This window comes from Pontibacter brevis (assembly GCF_054779655.1).
In genome coordinates, this window is the sequence record NZ_BAAGXV010000083.1 from 26754 (window position 1) to 42012 (window position 15259).

At 49.9% G+C, this 15259-nt stretch carries 15 protein-coding genes; 5 read left to right on the forward strand and 10 right to left on the reverse strand.

Annotated elements, in window-relative coordinates:
* Positions 1–48 precede the first annotated feature (48 nt).
* The 5 genes from ACYVB1_RS17465 to mnmC2 form a co-directional block, all read right to left on the reverse strand.
* The gene (locus tag ACYVB1_RS17465) at positions 49–1059 is read right to left on the reverse strand and encodes an aldo/keto reductase (RefSeq protein WP_460925082.1); all 1011 of its coding nucleotides are present in this window, start codon (positions 1057–1059) and stop codon (positions 49–51) included.
* Between the two features lie 228 nt (positions 1060–1287).
* On the reverse strand, positions 1288–1593 hold the full coding sequence (locus ACYVB1_RS17470; RefSeq protein WP_460925083.1) for a hypothetical protein: 306 nt from the start codon (positions 1591–1593) through the stop codon (positions 1288–1290).
* A gap of 397 nt (positions 1594–1990) precedes the next feature.
* The gene (locus ACYVB1_RS17475; RefSeq protein WP_460925084.1) at positions 1991–3073 is read right to left on the reverse strand and encodes a DUF748 domain-containing protein; all 1083 of its coding nucleotides are present in this window, start codon (positions 3071–3073) and stop codon (positions 1991–1993) included.
* A gap of 140 nt (positions 3074–3213) precedes the next feature.
* Positions 3214–3708, reverse strand: coding sequence for a glutathione peroxidase (locus ACYVB1_RS17480; RefSeq protein ID WP_460925085.1), 495 nt, complete (start codon positions 3706–3708; stop codon positions 3214–3216).
* 171 nt (positions 3709–3879) lie between these two features.
* Complete coding sequence (gene mnmC2, locus ACYVB1_RS17485; protein ID WP_460925086.1) at positions 3880–4560, reverse strand: tRNA (5-methylaminomethyl-2-thiouridine)(34)-methyltransferase MnmC2; 681 nt, start codon at positions 4558–4560, stop codon at positions 3880–3882.
* A gap of 204 nt (positions 4561–4764) precedes the next feature.
* On the opposite strand from mnmC2, the gene ACYVB1_RS17490 reads away from it, so the two are divergent.
* Together ACYVB1_RS17490 and rlmN are read left to right on the forward strand one after the other, a co-directional pair.
* A complete protein-coding gene (locus ACYVB1_RS17490) occupies positions 4765–5193 on the forward strand; it encodes an acyl-CoA thioesterase (protein WP_460925087.1) in 429 nt (142 codons plus the stop codon).
* A 21-nt stretch (positions 5194–5214) separates the two neighbouring features.
* Positions 5215–6288 (forward strand): dual-specificity RNA methyltransferase RlmN, encoded by a 1074-nt coding sequence (gene rlmN / locus ACYVB1_RS17495; protein ID WP_460925088.1) that lies wholly within the window; start codon positions 5215–5217, stop codon positions 6286–6288.
* A gap of 87 nt (positions 6289–6375) precedes the next feature.
* Here rlmN and ACYVB1_RS17500 read toward each other — a convergent pair whose 3' ends face one another.
* Complete coding sequence (locus tag ACYVB1_RS17500; RefSeq protein ID WP_460925089.1) at positions 6376–7338, reverse strand: YihY/virulence factor BrkB family protein; 963 nt, start codon at positions 7336–7338, stop codon at positions 6376–6378.
* 184 nt (positions 7339–7522) lie between these two features.
* Here ACYVB1_RS17500 and ACYVB1_RS17505 point away from each other — a divergent pair, with 184 nt between their 5' ends.
* Positions 7523–8269 (forward strand): DUF6503 family protein, encoded by a 747-nt coding sequence (locus ACYVB1_RS17505; protein WP_460925090.1) that lies wholly within the window; start codon positions 7523–7525, stop codon positions 8267–8269.
* A gap of 165 nt (positions 8270–8434) precedes the next feature.
* Here the strand turns inward: ACYVB1_RS17505 and ACYVB1_RS17510 are convergent, their stop codons facing one another.
* The 4 genes from ACYVB1_RS17510 to ACYVB1_RS17525 all read right to left on the reverse strand — a co-directional run bounded on the left by ACYVB1_RS17510 (position 8435) and on the right by ACYVB1_RS17525 (position 12371).
* Positions 8435–9889 (reverse strand): DUF4403 family protein, encoded by a 1455-nt coding sequence (locus ACYVB1_RS17510; protein ID WP_460925091.1) that lies wholly within the window; start codon positions 9887–9889, stop codon positions 8435–8437.
* A 99-nt stretch (positions 9890–9988) separates the two neighbouring features.
* Entirely contained in the window at positions 9989–10306 is a 318-nt protein-coding gene (locus ACYVB1_RS17515; protein ID WP_460925092.1) for a thioredoxin domain-containing protein, read from the reverse strand.
* A gap of 99 nt (positions 10307–10405) precedes the next feature.
* The gene (locus tag ACYVB1_RS17520) at positions 10406–11134 is read right to left on the reverse strand and encodes a DUF3891 family protein (RefSeq protein WP_460925093.1); all 729 of its coding nucleotides are present in this window, start codon (positions 11132–11134) and stop codon (positions 10406–10408) included.
* Between the two features lie 262 nt (positions 11135–11396).
* Positions 11397–12371, reverse strand: a complete 975-nt coding sequence (locus tag ACYVB1_RS17525) for an NAD-dependent epimerase/dehydratase family protein (RefSeq protein ID WP_460925094.1) — start codon at positions 12369–12371, stop codon at positions 11397–11399.
* 388 nt (positions 12372–12759) lie between these two features.
* Here ACYVB1_RS17525 and ACYVB1_RS17530 point away from each other — a divergent pair, with 388 nt between their 5' ends.
* Complete coding sequence (locus tag ACYVB1_RS17530; protein WP_460925095.1) at positions 12760–14031, forward strand: hypothetical protein; 1272 nt, start codon at positions 12760–12762, stop codon at positions 14029–14031.
* A 37-nt stretch (positions 14032–14068) separates the two neighbouring features.
* Positions 14069–15259: a glycine C-acetyltransferase gene (kbl, locus tag ACYVB1_RS17535; protein WP_460925096.1), complete on the forward strand. Its 1191-nt coding sequence runs from the start codon at positions 14069–14071 to the stop codon at positions 15257–15259.

Below are 15259 nucleotides of genomic sequence, written 5' to 3' on the forward strand. Positions count from 1 at the left end.
ACTGGAGTAATATGAGCCTCCGCTCAACCTAAAAAAGAAAGCAAAACCTTATGCCGTCACATCAGGCTTCACCAGTTCCAGTTTATTCAGCTCATCAGTGATAAAGCGGATTTCGTCCTGCGTCAGCTTTACGTGAAGGGCTTTGGCATTTTGTATGGCCTGCTCTGCGTTTCGGGCACCTACTAGCGCAATGGTAATGCCAGGCTGCTCTACAGTCCAGCGGATGACTAGTTGGGCTAGTGTAGCGTTCTTTTCGTCAGCCAGCGGCTTTATCTTTTGCAGGAATTCGTTTGTGCGTTTCAGGTTCTGCTCATTAAAGAAATAGATGTTTGCTCTGTGGTCACCTTCGCTGAACTGGTGGCCGGGCTTCATTTTACCCGTCAGCAGGCCCCGCTCCAGCGGGCTGTAAGCCAGTATGGATTTATTGTTTTCGATGCAGTAGGACACTACGTCTGCCTCAATGTTGCGCTTCACCATGCTGTAAGGCACCTGATTCGATACCAACTGCACATACTTTTCAGCCTCCTGCATCTGGGCTACATCATAGTTGCAGACCCCGGCATGCCGCACCTTGCCTTCTTTTATCAGCTGCGCCACTGCTTCCATTGTCTCCTGAATAGGTGTCGTCGGGTCGGGCCAGTGAATCTGGTAAAGGTCAATGTAATCTGTGCCCAGGCGGCGAAGGCTGTCTTCGCATTCTTTGATGATGCTTTCGCGGCCAGCATATTTGTAGATGTCAATGTCTTTGCCTTCGTTGTCCTGGCTCTTCATGGCAAGTTGGCCTTTGTCTAAATCCCAGCGCATGCCATACTTGGTCAGGATCTGCACTTTGTCGCGAGGCAGTCCTTTGATGGCTTCGCCTACGATTTCTTCGCTGGTGCCCTGGCCATAGATGGGAGCTGTATCAATGGAGGTAACGCCGAGGTCATAAGCTGCCCTGATGGCTTCTACAGCGTCTTTGCGTTCGGTGCCGCCCCACATCCAGCCTCCTGCTGCCCAGGCGCCAAAGGTTACCACTGATACTTCTAAATCTGATGTGCCTAATTTTCTGAATTCCATGTTTGCTTCGTCGTTAATGCTGTCATTTTACTTTGGCTTTCCTTGTCGGGGAAGTGTACCTGTTTTAGAACGCCCACCAAAGCAATAGGTTTAGAGCAGGTGACGCTTAAGGAGGCAAAATGAAGGATAAATGCAGGGAACGGCATTCTGGGGCTTTTGTACCGGCTCGCTGCGGCAAGTCAAAAAAATAAGCCTCTTCCGATTGCCGGAAGAGGCTTGCAAAACTGCTTATTTGTTGTAAACAATCTTAAATTTCTTGAGGTCATCCACAGGTCCGAACTGGGCCTTTTCTATGGTTTTTCCTCTCAGGTAAATCTTACGGAGGTGTACTTCCGCAGGAGCCAGATTTCTTGTGAAGTCAGAAGAGATAACCTTACCGTAAAATTCTCTGGCTTCTGTGGACTCGCCCCTGCCAAAAGCGTGCTTCGACTCATTCCTGTTTACCGGCAGGCCAGGGATAATCTGATAGGTCGTGCACACTACTTCATACTTTGGCTGGCATGCTTTAATTACTTTTTTAAGCAGCGTTTTCATATAGAGTTTTATTTAATTGAATACTTTATCTACCGTAAATAAACTGATTTATTTATAATCATCATAATATATTAATGCATGAATATCATCGGATGAGGGAATTCATTATAGTATATAAAGGCTTATGCGTTTTGTTATGCATCGCTCTCTTCCAGGAAAGTAAAATAGGTGTTGGCTGTTGGCAAAATACTATTGAAGCCAAAGCTGTACAGGTGCTGTAAGCAGATACGCTTTTGTTTCTGAAGCCAGAGCCTTCACGTTGTTGCCTCTACATAACTTCTATGTTTCAAGCGCCATTTAGGCGCGGCAACTCAGGGAACAGCAAAGCCTGAATCAGCTCAGTCAGGCACTCTTGCTTTTAAATCTGCTCATGCAGCTGTTCATCAGAAACAATCAGCTAATCTTTACTTTCCTTGTCCCTGTTCGACCTTCCGGCTTCATTTTCAAGGCTCTTGTTGAAGGCATCGATATAAGCATGCCGTAGAACGTTCAGGAAAGTCTTCCAAGGATTTGTTTCAGGGTTATTCACATCACCTGAAATTGGTACCTGGGTTGCTATCTGGTCTCGCTTCTGGTTTTCTGCTGCTTCTGTAAACAGCCCAATCACGGCTTCCTTGGCGGCATGAAGGAAACCACCTTCTTTCTTATCCTTCTTCCAGTCTAACACTTTCACATTCTCCAGGAAGGGCTTCATGTAGCCATCCAGCTGGCCGTCTGTCAGCTTTACTTTGCTGTACATGTCCAGCCGGCCCCTCTCCACATCAAAACCGCCGTTCGCCTTTATGACATTATTCAGGCTTGTGAGGTCAACTTGGGTCAGCTTAAGGTTCATGTCAAGGTCCGGCATTTCTTTGATAAAATTCCCCTTCATATCAGCCTCCAGCAGCCCGCCGCCAACAGATTTGCCAGATAGCTTTACAGTAGAGGGAAGCGCATTAGTAGAGTCCTCTACATTGGCCAGGTTCAGGGCCACCAGTTGCATATTATTTACATGCATATCTACATTAGGCTCAGCATTGAAATCAAGATAAGTTACTCTGCCGCTGTTTACTTCGAAGCGGTTGATAGTGATGGGCATCAGGTCCTTAACAACCTGTGTCCAGTCGTCTTGTGTTGCTTCCTGCGTGGTGTCAGCTGTTGCAGTGGAGGCCACTATGTTCATAACGGGGCGCTCCATTTTGACCTCCCCAACAAGTTTACCTTTGATAAGCGACTTCCATTCTATAGAAAGATCCGTTAGGGGTATCTGCAGAAATGGATAGTTAGGGTTTCCTCTTTCTTCTAACAATACCAGGTTTTTGATGGTATAGGCTCCCCGGTACAGGTGGAGGTCCACATCACTTACATGCCCGGTGTAGCCCGGCAGTTCATCCAGTGTTTTGTTTACGTAATTCTTCACGATAGAAGGCAACGCTATTCTGACTGCAATCAGCAGCAGGATAACAGCAGCTACCAGTATGTATGGCTTTTTATAACGCATGGCACCACAGGTAAAATAACTGGCTAAAAGGCGCACGCTGTACAGCCTTTAAAACTTAGTCATTTTACGTAAGGCAGGTGTTGAGGGAGGTACTGACAGATGAAAATGTCTTGCCAAGTGAGGCAAGACAGGTACCATGCTTAGTTGCGCCTCTGCGCCAGCAACTCTTCTACATAAGGCACAATATTTTCTGGCTTGGTGATGGGGGCGAAGCGCTTTACAGGTCTGCCGTTCGCATCAATGAGGAACTTTGTGAAGTTCCACTTAATGCGGCTGCCCAGGAAACCGCCCAACTTTGATTTCAGGTATTTGAACAGAGGATGGGTGTTGTTGCCATTCACATCTACTTTATCGAACATCGGAAAACTGACGCCATAGTTAATCAGGCAGCCTTCCTCAATTTCCTTTTTCCCGCCCGGCTCCTGGTTGCCAAATTGGTTGCAGGGGAAGCCAAGTATAACCAACCCATTGTCTTTATGCTTGCGGTAGAGTTCTTCCAGCCCCTCATACTGCGGTGTAAAGCCGCACTTGCTGGCTGTGTTTACCACCAACACTACTTTGTCCTTGAATTCCTCCATCGGTATTTCTTTTCCCTGAAGAGAGGTTGCCGATAGTTGATAAAATGCTGATGCCATGAATATGGGTCTGACTGAATGTTCTAAAGTAAGAGACGAAGCATGTGTGGGTAAGGTTCCCTACCCCTGTTCCGGCAGGGAACTTCTGTTTTTGTTGCGGGTAAGGATTAAGCCTGTGGCTGTATCTGTTCCTTCATCTGGAAAGATAGGAGCTAAGCCTTGAGCAGGAAACTAGTAAACCACCGGTTTTACACCACGTGTCATCTCGCGCTTGCCCGGAGGACCTGGCAAAGCCTCTACTTCGAACCCGGCGGCTTTCAAGCTGCGCTTAAAAGAACCTTTGGCACAGTAGGTTACCAGCACGCCTCCCGGACGGGTAGCTTTGTAAAGCTTTTCAAACATCGCGTCAGACCATAGTTCCGGTTGCTTCTCGGGGGCAAAGGCATCAAAATAAATCACGTCGTAGTAAGAGCTCGGCACAATGAACTCCTCCAGTGTCTCGTGTATCTTCTGCAGTGTGAAGTACGGAATAACGTCCACCGGCTCATTCCAGGGGCAGGAGTGCAACTGCTGGAAATAATCGAACAGCTCTGGGTTCAGGATAAACTGCTCAAAATGGAGCTGCTTCACTACTTCCTCGCTCAGGGGGTGCTTCTCCAGTGTATCGTACTGAATAAAGGCTTTCTGCGCCAGTGCAACCGGGAAAGTCAGGATGGCGTTGAGACCAGTGCCGAAACCAACTTCCAGGATTTTTATATCCTTTTTTTGCTCCAGTATGTGCTCCATGCCGTGCTTGATAAACACATGCTGCGACTCCTGCAGTGCCCCATGCACCGAATGGTAATGCTCGTTCAGGTCCGGCACATAAAGGGTATTAGAGCCGTCTTTTGTCTGTCGTATTTCGAGGTGCATCTTTTTTGCGTTACTTTACAAAGTTAAGCATTGTAAGACACAGCCTGCAATAACTTGCAGCGGAATATGGTGCTAATTTTAAATGCTGATGTGCCAAATACTAACCCTTGCATAATTGAATAGCAGGAAAACATTTAAACCATCATCAAAAGCCATCTTGCAGCTCAACCAATTTACTAGCAACCTTAAGTAAACAACCAGATAATGGTAAGAGTACAGGTCAATATACCCGCGCATGCACATTTCGAGGCAAGCATCCCTGTTCGTATTACTGATTTAAATTATGGCGCTCACCTCGGCAACGATGCCCTGCTGTCCATCCTGCACGAGGCACGGCTACAACTGCTAAAACACTTCGGCTATAACGAAATGGATATAGGCGGTGCCAGCCTGATTATGGCCGATGTAGCCATCAGCTACAAAGCCGAAAGCTTCTACGGCGATATCCTGACTATCAGAATGGCCTTCGACGATTTAAACAAGTACGGCTTTGATATTACTTACCATGTCCTAAACCAGGAGGGCAAAGAAGTGGCGCGCGCCAAAACAGGTATGCTGTGTTTCAATTACAAAGCCCGCAAGCTTGTATCGCTGCCCGAAGAAGTAAAGGCGAAAATTGAAACTAAAGCCTGAGGATTTTTGTAATTTTGCAGTATGACTTTGATTGCAGATATAAATATTCTTAATAAGAAAGATATCCGGAAGCTGTCTTTGGACGATCTGAAGGCATGGCTGGTGGAGCAGGGGGAGAAGCCTTTCCGTGCCAAGCAGGTATATGAGTGGCTCTGGAAGCACTCTGCCCAGTCTTTTTCGGAAATGAATAACGTGAGCCTGGCGCTACGCGAGAAGCTGGAGCAGCATTTCGCGATTAACGGCGTGCAGGTGGCTACGCAGCAGCTGAGCTCAGACGGCACCATAAAGTCTGCTTTCAAGCTTTACGATGCCAATATAGTAGAGGGTGTGCTGATTCCGCACAACGAGCGCAAGACCGCCTGTGTGTCGAGCCAGGTAGGCTGCTCGCTTACCTGTAAGTTCTGCGCTACCGGCTACATGGACCGTGTCCGTAACCTGGATGCCGCCGAGATCTACGACCAGGTGGTGCGCATCAACGAGCAAAGCATGAAGCAGTACGGCGAGCCGCTCAGTAACATTGTGTACATGGGTATGGGCGAACCGTTACTGAACTATGCCAACGTGATGAAGAGCATTGAGCGCATCACGGCGCACGATGGCCTGGGCATGGCTGCCCGCCGCATTACGGTGAGCACGGCAGGTATTGCCAAAATGATCAAGAAGATGGCGGATGACGGTGTGAAAGCCAATCTTGCTTTGTCGCTGCACGCGGCAAACGACGAGAAGCGGAACCAGATCATGCCGATCAACGAGACGAACTCGCTGGAGGCCCTGACAGATGCGCTGAAGTATTACCATGAGGTGACCGGCCGAAAGGTAACGTACGAGTACATTGTGTTTGAAAACTTTAACGATACCCTGCAGGATGCAGAGGAGCTGTTGCGCTTCTCTAAAATCATTCCGTGCAAGATCAACCTCATCGAGTATAACCCGATTGAGAACGCTGACTTCCAGAACACAAATGACGACCGCTGGCAGGATTTTATTTACTACCTCGCCGACCGTGGCGTGCAGGTGAATGTACGCCGCAGCCGTGGTAAAGACATCGACGCCGCCTGCGGACAGCTAGCTGTAAAAGAGAAGCAAACAGCGTAAAGCTAAAAGCATATAAAAAACGGAGGCCCCTGCTATGGATGTAGCAGGGGCCTCCGTTTTTATATGCTCCAATTCCTGAATGATAGCTTACTTTGCCTCAAACCGTCCCTCTGGCTGAGGTCTGCCGCTCGCTATGTCATCCTTGCTTTTTGTTACCTCACGCTCCTCTACAAAAACAGCAAAATGCTTGGGCCTGATGCGCTGCCCAAATGCTTCCGCATACTGTTGCGTAAACTCTGCCCCAAACAGCACAATCAAAGAAGTATAGTAAATCCAAACAAGGATTACGATCATAGAGCCCGCTGCCCCATAGGCAGAGCCGGGGTCGCTGGTGCCAATAAACCACCCAATCAAGACTTTACCTATTGTGAAGAGTACAGCTGTAATGAAAGCACCTACCCAAACGTCTCTCCAACGGATAATGGCATCTGGCAGGTAGTGAAAGACAAGTCCGAAAAGCGCTGTAATAATGCCAACGGAAAGCACAATGTCCACCAACTGGATAACAAAAACCCCTATGTCAGGGAAAATGCTGGACAGATAATCGCTCAGGATGGAGATGACGGTGCTGAGCAGCAGCGACACGAGCATAAGCAGCGCAATACTCAACACAATACCGAATGAAAAAAGGCGGACCTTCAGCATGTTCAGGATACCGCTCGTTGGTTTGGGCTTCAGGTTCCAAACCATGTTAAGCGACTGCTGCAGTGTGGCAAAGAAAGTAGTAGAGGCAAAAATCAGTGTGCCAAGCCCTATCCAGAAAGCCAGTCCGGAAGACTCGCTTTGATGTGCGTTCTGTATAATGGTTTCTATTTCCCGGGCAGCGTTGGGCCCAATGGCGCTCGATATCTGGTTCGACAACTCGCCCGATACCGCCTGCTCCCCCAGGAAGAAGCCTGCTGCCCGGATGATAATCACCAGCAGTGGTGGAATAGAGAAGATAGCGTTAAAAGCCAGCGCTGCGGCCAAAAGCAGCGAGTTGTTGTCTATGAACTCTGAGGCAGAGGTTTTGAACAAAGATAAGGTACTCTTGGCAGTATACTCAGCCATAGGCTTTTTCAATATATTGATGCGTTAATCCTTTTGTGATACGACAGCAGCCTGTTTAGGTTAAATTAAGGGTAGGGTGCTAAATAAGCGGGATCAGGAGCGGATTTAGAGCAGGTGCACTTTTAAAGCAGAATGCGTATATTCAACCCAAGCTGCCGTATTAACGATGTTTTTTAGAGAAACAGTGAGAATAATAATATTGTTTTGCCTGGCTGTCCTGCCGCTTTTAGCTGTGGGGGGTACAGCGCCTTTACCAACAGCAGTGCAAACTGACCCAAGGGTGCAGGCGCTGGCTCAAAAGGTAATAGATAGTATGGGCGGCCGGGAAGCCTGGAATGATACCCGCTACCTTGCCTGGGCGTTCAATGATCAGTTCCAGATTTGGGACAAGAAGAAGAACCGCTTCCGCTGGGAAATGAACGATATTGTGGCCATCATAGATACGCAGACCAAGGCCGGCAAAGTGTACGTAGAGGGAAAAGAGCTACAAGACCCGGAGGAGAAGCAAAAGCTGCTGAAACGGGTCTATTCGCGCTATATTAACAACTCCTATTGGCTCGTGATGCCATTTAAACTGCTGGACCCGGGCGTGACGCTGAAGTATGTTGGAGAGGAGACAACGATGGATGGTGTACGGGCCGATGTGCTGGAAATGACATTTGATGAAGTAGGCCTGACACCTCAAAACAAATACCACGTCTGGATAGACCAGAAAGAGGAGCTTGTTACGCAGTGGGCTTTCTTCCGGAACTACACCGATGAAGCGCCTACCTTTACCCGCCGCTGGTCAGCTTATAAAGACTATGGGAAAATTAAACTGGCCAGTGACCGCAGCAACCCACAAAGTGATTTTGAATTGTTTCATATTTCCTCCCCGTCCTGGGTGCCGAACAGGGTTTTTAACAGCCCCACACCAATTGGGAAACTGTAAGTTTGGCAAAGGGTATAGGTAGAACGCTTTGTGCCTGTTCAGGCAGGAGACAAATTGAGCATAAACAGTAAGGGCAGCTACCTGGTAGCTGCCCTTACTGTTTTGTAGCAAAGGAGACACAACTCTCTTGCGTCTTCATGATGCTGTTTCCCCAGGCGCCTGCGGCTATAGTTTATCCACCGTAGCTGTCAGGCTGCCTTTTGCATTCACAACAGCTTTTATGCCGTCCGGGGCCAGGTATATGTTTTCAGGAGCAATTTGCTGAATGTTGCCCCGAAGCAGCAGCGACTCATGCACTCTGCCTTGCTTATCCAAGGTGGCTTGCAGCATCTTTTTGGCTTCGTCTATCTGGCTTTGCACCGGTATGCTTACCTGCTGCTCAATCATGTCCTTGAACTTGTTTTTGGCAAGCCAGCTGGCGGTATTCAGTAGCTTGTCTTTTGTGTCGAGGTCGTAGTCCACGTCGCGCACTTTAATGGAAGCCGTGGCCGCATCGTAGTAAGGAGTGCCGCGCAGGTACACCTTGCCCACAATTTTCTTGGTGAATAAACCGGCCTTGGTCTTTCCGTCTACATCCAGCATCAGCACCAGTTGCTCTCCACCTGGCGTAATGGCGGCATCTTTTACTGTAATCTGACTTTTGCCCTCATCAAATTTATAGGTCTGGTTTGCTACCTGGTCATGCACCATTTTGCTGGCGTGGGTGTAGGGGATACTCGCTGTTAAGCCGACCTGTATAGCATCACCCATGCGGCTGTCAACAATCAGCTTCGGCAGGTTTTTGTTCTGCTTCACCTGCGGTTTTCCATCGGTGGTAACTGTGATATAAGAAGTAATGCCAAGGCGGGTGTTGAGGGTGCCGTTTTTACCCTGCAACGGCGCCATACGTACTTCTTTAGGCACTACCGTTAACCACGCATTGGTTGCATCGTCCAGTTTCACGGGCTCCTGCAGCATCAGCCAGGCATCGGCCACATATTTCTTTAAGTCAAGGTGGTTCTGCAGCTCCTTGTCCAGCTGTTTGGAGAGGGTGCTCATTTGCTGGCGCAGGGCAGGCTCCACGAAGCGGGCAAGGCCAATCTTCAGCGGCCCCAGTTCTATGGTGGGTTTTGTGTTTCCCCACTCAAAGTCGCCACTCGTAATGGTGTTGATACGGTAGTCTTCTGTCAGTCCGATGCGGCTTTCGGTCTTGATGACCATATCAAAGCTGGTATCCTCTGTTTTGTCGATGGCGGGGCAGAACTTACACGGGTCCCATTTCCAGCGGCCTTTGGCATAGATGTGCAGCGGTATGCTGAAGTACACTTTGTCCTGCTCGGCCCGCACCGTCATCTTCCCTTTCTTGGTAACAGTAACGGCCACATTGTCATCGTTCAGGTTTTCGTCTTTGTAAAGTACACCGGCCACCTCCTGGTTCAGTCTGCTTTCCATGGCGGCGATGGAGATAGAAACAGGCACTGTAATAGACGACAGTTGCGGCTTATACACGGGTGCAGCCTGGGCCGTGGTTGCAGGTGCCGCCGTATTGAGCTTATTTGTACTGGAGCAGCTTTGCAGGATAAAGCCAGTCAGGGCTGTAAACAGCAGTATGGCAATGGTTTGTAGAGTTAACTTGTTCACAGAAGTAGCTGATTTTAAAAAAGTGGCGCAAGTTAATACACCTTTTTCATATTCAGCTACAAGCAGGCAATAGACGTGCCGTAAATTTTTAACTTACAATTACTTTAGCGCATCAAGCAGCGCTTTTATTTCTGCCTCTGTAGCTACCACGCCACATTCTTTCAACGTGCCTTTGCGATAAGTGGCGAAGAAGGGGGTACCGGTCAGCCTTACCTCCTGGCTTGATACCGGGTTTTCGGAGGCATCCATGCGCACAAATGTAACATCGCTGTAGGTGGGGTCGGAAGAGAAGCTGCTGAAAGAGGGAGCCAGTTGTTTGCATACCTCGCAAGCCTCGTCTATGAACTTTACAATTACTTTTTCCTTCTCAAATATCAGTTGCCTCAGGTGGTCGTCGTTAGACTCAATAATTGTCATAATTAAGAACGTTACGTTGGCGTTGGTTACATAAGGTATAGACGGTATTTTTAACTGATGGGTTAAAAAAGCAGATCCAGGCGCGCAAAGGCAGCCTGTTTACCCGTTTTTTAGTTGCCATTCTTTATTTTTTACCGCTGCCTGGTGCAGTGCATTTGCCAGTTCTTCATCGTTTTTAAACTGTAGTTGCTCGAGCACACGGTACTCTACCTGTATCTGCAGTTGCGTTGCTGCAAAAGGCCATGGCTCCACATGTAGGGTATTGTCTTTTAGCTGCCTTACAAAGTAAGCTTTTCCGTCCGGCCCTTTTGTTATTTCAAGTGCGCGTTCATCAGCGGGTAATTCGTGGCGGCAGAGAATGAGCGAGAAACGGTCGCACCACTGCAGAACAGCATAGGCCTTCTCTGCTTCTTCCTGGCGGATGCCAAGGCTCTGGCGGCATTTTTTCTGTAGGGCCAGCTGCTCATCCAGAAACTCGTTCATGTTCTTTTGCTGCCCGCGCTGGCTTTCGTAGAGATAGCTCATGTGCATGGAGGTGAGCAAGGTTACCCAGCGGCTCTGAAACCGCACCGCATCCATTAAAGCATGCGCCTGCTCCAGGGTAGTGGGTAGTAACGTAAAATCGGCAGGAGCTCCTGCTTTTGTGATTCCATCTTTTCCGCGCCATGGTTTCTGCCGGTTATCGTGGTTGGCAATGGCGATGATGGTTTCTATCCAATGCTGGCTCTGCAGCTCCGGCTTCAGATTATACGCCAGCTGTGCCGCCAGCACCCCGTGCGCCTGTTGATAGATAATCTCCCAACCTTCTGGTATTGCGTTTACAATCATGATCAGGATTTACGGGATTAAAGGATGAACAGGATAACTACGATTGAAATATAGCTATGATGTGCAGCGTGTGGTCAGGCGCCATGCCACTACTTTTATCTGTAGCCGTTCATGAGGTTTCGTTTCCTCTTCAGGCTTTGAGCGTCCTGGTTAATACAGAATCACCAAGCCCATCCTGTTTATCTTTCAATCCTGATTCAGCATCAAAAAGGGCGATGCCGTGACATCGCCTTTATACTTGCTTCGAATTTGACATACAACTCTATACCGCCTGTGCGGCCTTTTGCCTCTTCAGGTTCTGGAGCATGTCTGCTGTCATGGCATCTAAGTCATAGGCAGGCTGCCAGCCCCAATCCTGCCGGGCAGCACTGTCGTCTATGGTCTGAGGCCAGGAGGCGGCAATTTGCTGGCGGGCGTCCGGCCTGTAAACAGTTTTGAAATCAGGAATAAACTTCTGGATAGAGGCTGTGATTTCTTCAGGCGAAAAACTCATCGCACCCAGGTTGTAGGAGTCCCGCACTTTTATGTTATCTGCAGGCGCATGCATCAGGTCCAGCGTCGCTTTGAGGGCATCAGGCATATACATCATCGGCAGTCGGGTGTTCTCGCTCAGGAAGCACTCAAAAGTTTCCCCTTCCAGCGCCTTATGGTAGATGTCCACGGCATAATCAGTGGTGCCGCCGCCCGGTAAAGCTTTGTAGCCAATCAGGCCGGGATAGCGGAGGCTGCGCACATCCAGCCCATGTTTCTGAAAGTAATATTCACACCAGCGCTCACCAGCCTGCTTGCTGATGCCGTACACGGTGTTCGGGTCCATAATCGTTTGTTGTGGGGTGTTATGGCGGGGAGTGCCCGGGCCAAAAACGGCAATAGAGCTGGGCCAGTAAACCCGCTCCACTTTCTGCTCGAGCGCCAGGTCCAGCACGTTAAAAAGGCCTTCCATGTTCAGGCGCCAGGCAAACTTTGGGTTCTTCTCGCCGGTTGCGGACAATACTGCAGCCAGGTGATAAATCTGCCTGAATTTATACTTTGCGGCTAACTCTCCCAGCATGTTAGCATCCAGCACATCCACTTTCTCGAACGGGCCTGAGTCGCGCAGATCAGCTTGCTTTGGTGCTGCCACATCTGCTGCCACAACATTTGCTCCGCCATAGATGTCGCGGAGTGCAAGAGTCAACTCTGAGCCAAGCTGCCCGCAGGCTCCTATTACTAATACTGTGTCAGGTGTGTTTGCCATTCTGAAGATAAATTTTGTACAAAGTAACCCAATTCAGAGCAATCCTAAAAGGACACTCTCCGGGAGGGCGGCTGTGTGCAGGTGTGTTTGTAAAGCGCTAGCATAGCGATTTGGCAATGGGTAAGTCTGCGCTTAAAATTCATTTAATAAAATATAATAAGCCTTGCAACAAAAGGAAAAAGCAGGCATTTAAGTTGAAGAATAAGTAAATGCTGGTTTCTTGAAGAAAATATTTGGCAGGACCAGGGCTAAGAACCGGCCTATGGCACCCAATGGATTTTCTTATCTTTGTAGAGGGGGAACGCCTGTAATCTAAAAAAATGCGCCCCGTTTACACCCGAAGCCTGTAAATTGCAAGGCAAGAGCAGGTAGGCAAAGCCTTTACAGCATGACGTTCGAAGAATACCTGATAAAGAAGCGGATAAACAAATCAGCCTTTGAAGCTGGCGAACCGGCCCGGTACATGGCATGGCAGGAGATGTACAGCCAAATGCATCCGAACAGCTTTTATATAGCTGTGAAGATGCAAATGAACAACGTGCGCCTGCGGTATCATCTGGCAGAGGAGGACATTCCGAAGCCAGCACCGGCTACAGCTGCTGCCTCAGAAAAACCGCGGTCTGCTGCCCGGAGAGCTGCTCCTGCACAGCCAGCGGCCAGTGCCCCGGCAGCCGCTTCAGGAGAACCGGATAAACCAGGTGTTCCACAGGAAACGGCTGGAGAAAAAGCAGCTGAAGCCGCACCCAAGCCAAGACCGGTTGTGCGAAGGCCAGCCGTGCTTCAAAAGCCGGCTGCTGAAGGGGATGCGGCAGAGAAGCCAGCGGAAGAGCAGGCAAGTCCTGCTGCCAAGCCACGACCTGTTATCAAGCGGCCAGTGATAAAAAAGCCAGCGGCAGAAGGAGAAGCACCGGCAGGAGAAAGCACAGAAAAGCCTGCAGCAGAGGGAGCAAAGCCCGCCCGCCCGAGGCCCGTTATCAAAAGACCGGCCGCACTTCAGAAACCAAAGCAGGAAGAAAAAGCGGAAGAGACAAAAACGCCTGCTACAGAACAGCCCGCTACAGAAGAAACGCCGGCTGCCAGACCTCCGCGCCCGAGACCTGTTATCAAGCGGCCAGCCGCTTTGCAGAAACCACCGAAGGAAAAAGAGGAGACAGCAGAAGAAGAGGCTTCAGCTGCACCTTCTGCTGAGGAGAAACCAACGCCGCCTCGTCCACGACCTGTGATAAAACGACCAACGGCGTTGCAAAAGCCTTCCCCGGAAACTGAAAAAGAAGCATCGCAGCAGGGTGCTACAGCAGCCCCTGCACCGGAAGAGGCACCGAAACCACCGCGCCCAAGGCCAGTAATAAAACGGCCGGTAGCCTTGCAAAAGCCACCTGCCGCAGCACCTGAGCCGGAGGCAGAAGCGAAGGCTTCATCTGAGGTGCCCGCTGCGCCTGCCCCAACAGAGGAAAAGCCGAAGCCGCCAAGACCGCGCCCTGTTATAAAGCGCCCTGCACCACCCGCCCCGCCAGCCGATGAAGAGGCAAAGCCGGCGGAGCAGGAACCGCCGAAACCGGAACTGCCGGAAGAGCAGCCAAAGCCAAAGCCGCCGCGCCCAAGGCCCATCATGCGACGCCCGCCTCCAAAGCCAGACAAAGGGGAGGGTACCGGCGTATAGTGAAAAAAATACGTTAAACGAGAAACAAGAAACGACTATGTACGAAACGCTAAAAGCAGATTTAGAACAGCAGCTTGCCGAGATAAAAGAGGCGGGCCTATATAAGCAGGAACGGGTTATCACCACGCCTCAGGGGGCTGACATAGATACCACAAAACAGCAGCATGTGCTTAACTTCTGTGCCAACAATTACCTGGGGCTTTCGGCACACCCGCGCGTTATTGAAGCTGCTAAAGAAGCTATTGATACGCATGGTTATGGCATGAGCTCTGTGCGCTTTATCTGCGGTACACAAGACATTCACAAAGAGCTGGAGCGTAAACTGTCGGAGTTTCTGGGTACCGAAGATACCATCCTGTATGCTGCTGCTTTTGATGCGAACGGCGGGGTGTTTGAGCCTTTGTTCGATGCGGAGTCGGCCATTATTTCGGATGCCCTGAACCATGCGTCTATCATTGACGGCATTCGGTTGTGCAAGGCGCAGCGCTTCCGCTATGAGCACAACAACATGGCTGACCTGGAGGCCAAGCTACAGGAGGCGAAAGGTGCCAAGCACCGTGTCATCGTAACCGACGGTGCTTTTTCTATGGACGGTACCATCGCACAGCTGAATGTTATTGCAGAGCTGGCAGAGAAGTACAATGCGGTGCTGTTGGTAGACGATTCCCACTCCACCGGCTTTATGGGCAGGACAGGCCGCGGCACCCACGAATACCACAACGTAATGGACAAAGTAGACATCATTACGGGTACGCTGGGTAAAGCACTTGGTGGCGCCATGGGCGGTTTTACTTCCGGTCGCAAAGAAATAATTGATATGCTACGCCAGCGTTCACGTCCTTACTTGTTCTCTAACTCCCTGGCTCCGGCCATCGTGGGAGCCTCCATCGCCGTGCTCGATACGTTGAGCGCCACCACTGAACTACGGGATAAGCTGGAGTGGAACACCCGTTATTTCCGGGAGAATATTGCGAAGGCAGGTTTCGACATCAAGCCCGGTGACCACCCGATTGTGCCTGTCATGCTGTATGATGCCCCGCTGGCGCAGGAGTTTGCCGCGCGCATGCTGGACAAAGGCATCTATGTGATTGGGTTTTATTACCCGGTAGTGCCGAAAGGGCAGGCACGTATCCGGGTGCAGCTTTCAGCGGTGCACGACAGGGTACACCTCGACAAATGCATTGCAGCCTTCACGGAAGTAGGTAAAGAGCTGGGCGTAATTAAATAG

Coding starts and splice junctions, on each gene's coding strand:
- ACYVB1_RS17465 (WP_460925082.1), bottom strand. CDS start 1,059: ATGGAATTCAGAAAATTAGGCACATCAGATTTAGAAGTATCAGTGGTA.
- ACYVB1_RS17470 (WP_460925083.1), bottom strand. CDS start 1,593: ATGAAAACGCTGCTTAAAAAAGTAATTAAAGCATGCCAGCCAAAGTAT.
- ACYVB1_RS17475 (WP_460925084.1), bottom strand. CDS start 3,073: ATGCGTTATAAAAAGCCATACATACTGGTAGCTGCTGTTATCCTGCTG.
- ACYVB1_RS17480 (WP_460925085.1), bottom strand. CDS start 3,708: ATGGCATCAGCATTTTATCAACTATCGGCAACCTCTCTTCAGGGAAAA.
- mnmC2 (WP_460925086.1), bottom strand. CDS start 4,560: ATGCACCTCGAAATACGACAGACAAAAGACGGCTCTAATACCCTTTAT.
- ACYVB1_RS17490 (WP_460925087.1), top strand. CDS start 4,765: ATGGTAAGAGTACAGGTCAATATACCCGCGCATGCACATTTCGAGGCA.
- rlmN (WP_460925088.1), top strand. CDS start 5,215: ATGACTTTGATTGCAGATATAAATATTCTTAATAAGAAAGATATCCGG.
- ACYVB1_RS17500 (WP_460925089.1), bottom strand. CDS start 7,338: ATGGCTGAGTATACTGCCAAGAGTACCTTATCTTTGTTCAAAACCTCT.
- ACYVB1_RS17515 (WP_460925092.1), bottom strand. CDS start 10,306: ATGACAATTATTGAGTCTAACGACGACCACCTGAGGCAACTGATATTT.
- ACYVB1_RS17520 (WP_460925093.1), bottom strand. CDS start 11,134: ATGATTGTAAACGCAATACCAGAAGGTTGGGAGATTATCTATCAACAG.
- ACYVB1_RS17525 (WP_460925094.1), bottom strand. CDS start 12,371: ATGGCAAACACACCTGACACAGTATTAGTAATAGGAGCCTGCGGGCAG.
- ACYVB1_RS17530 (WP_460925095.1), top strand. CDS start 12,760: ATGACGTTCGAAGAATACCTGATAAAGAAGCGGATAAACAAATCAGCC.
- kbl (WP_460925096.1), top strand. CDS start 14,069: ATGTACGAAACGCTAAAAGCAGATTTAGAACAGCAGCTTGCCGAGATA.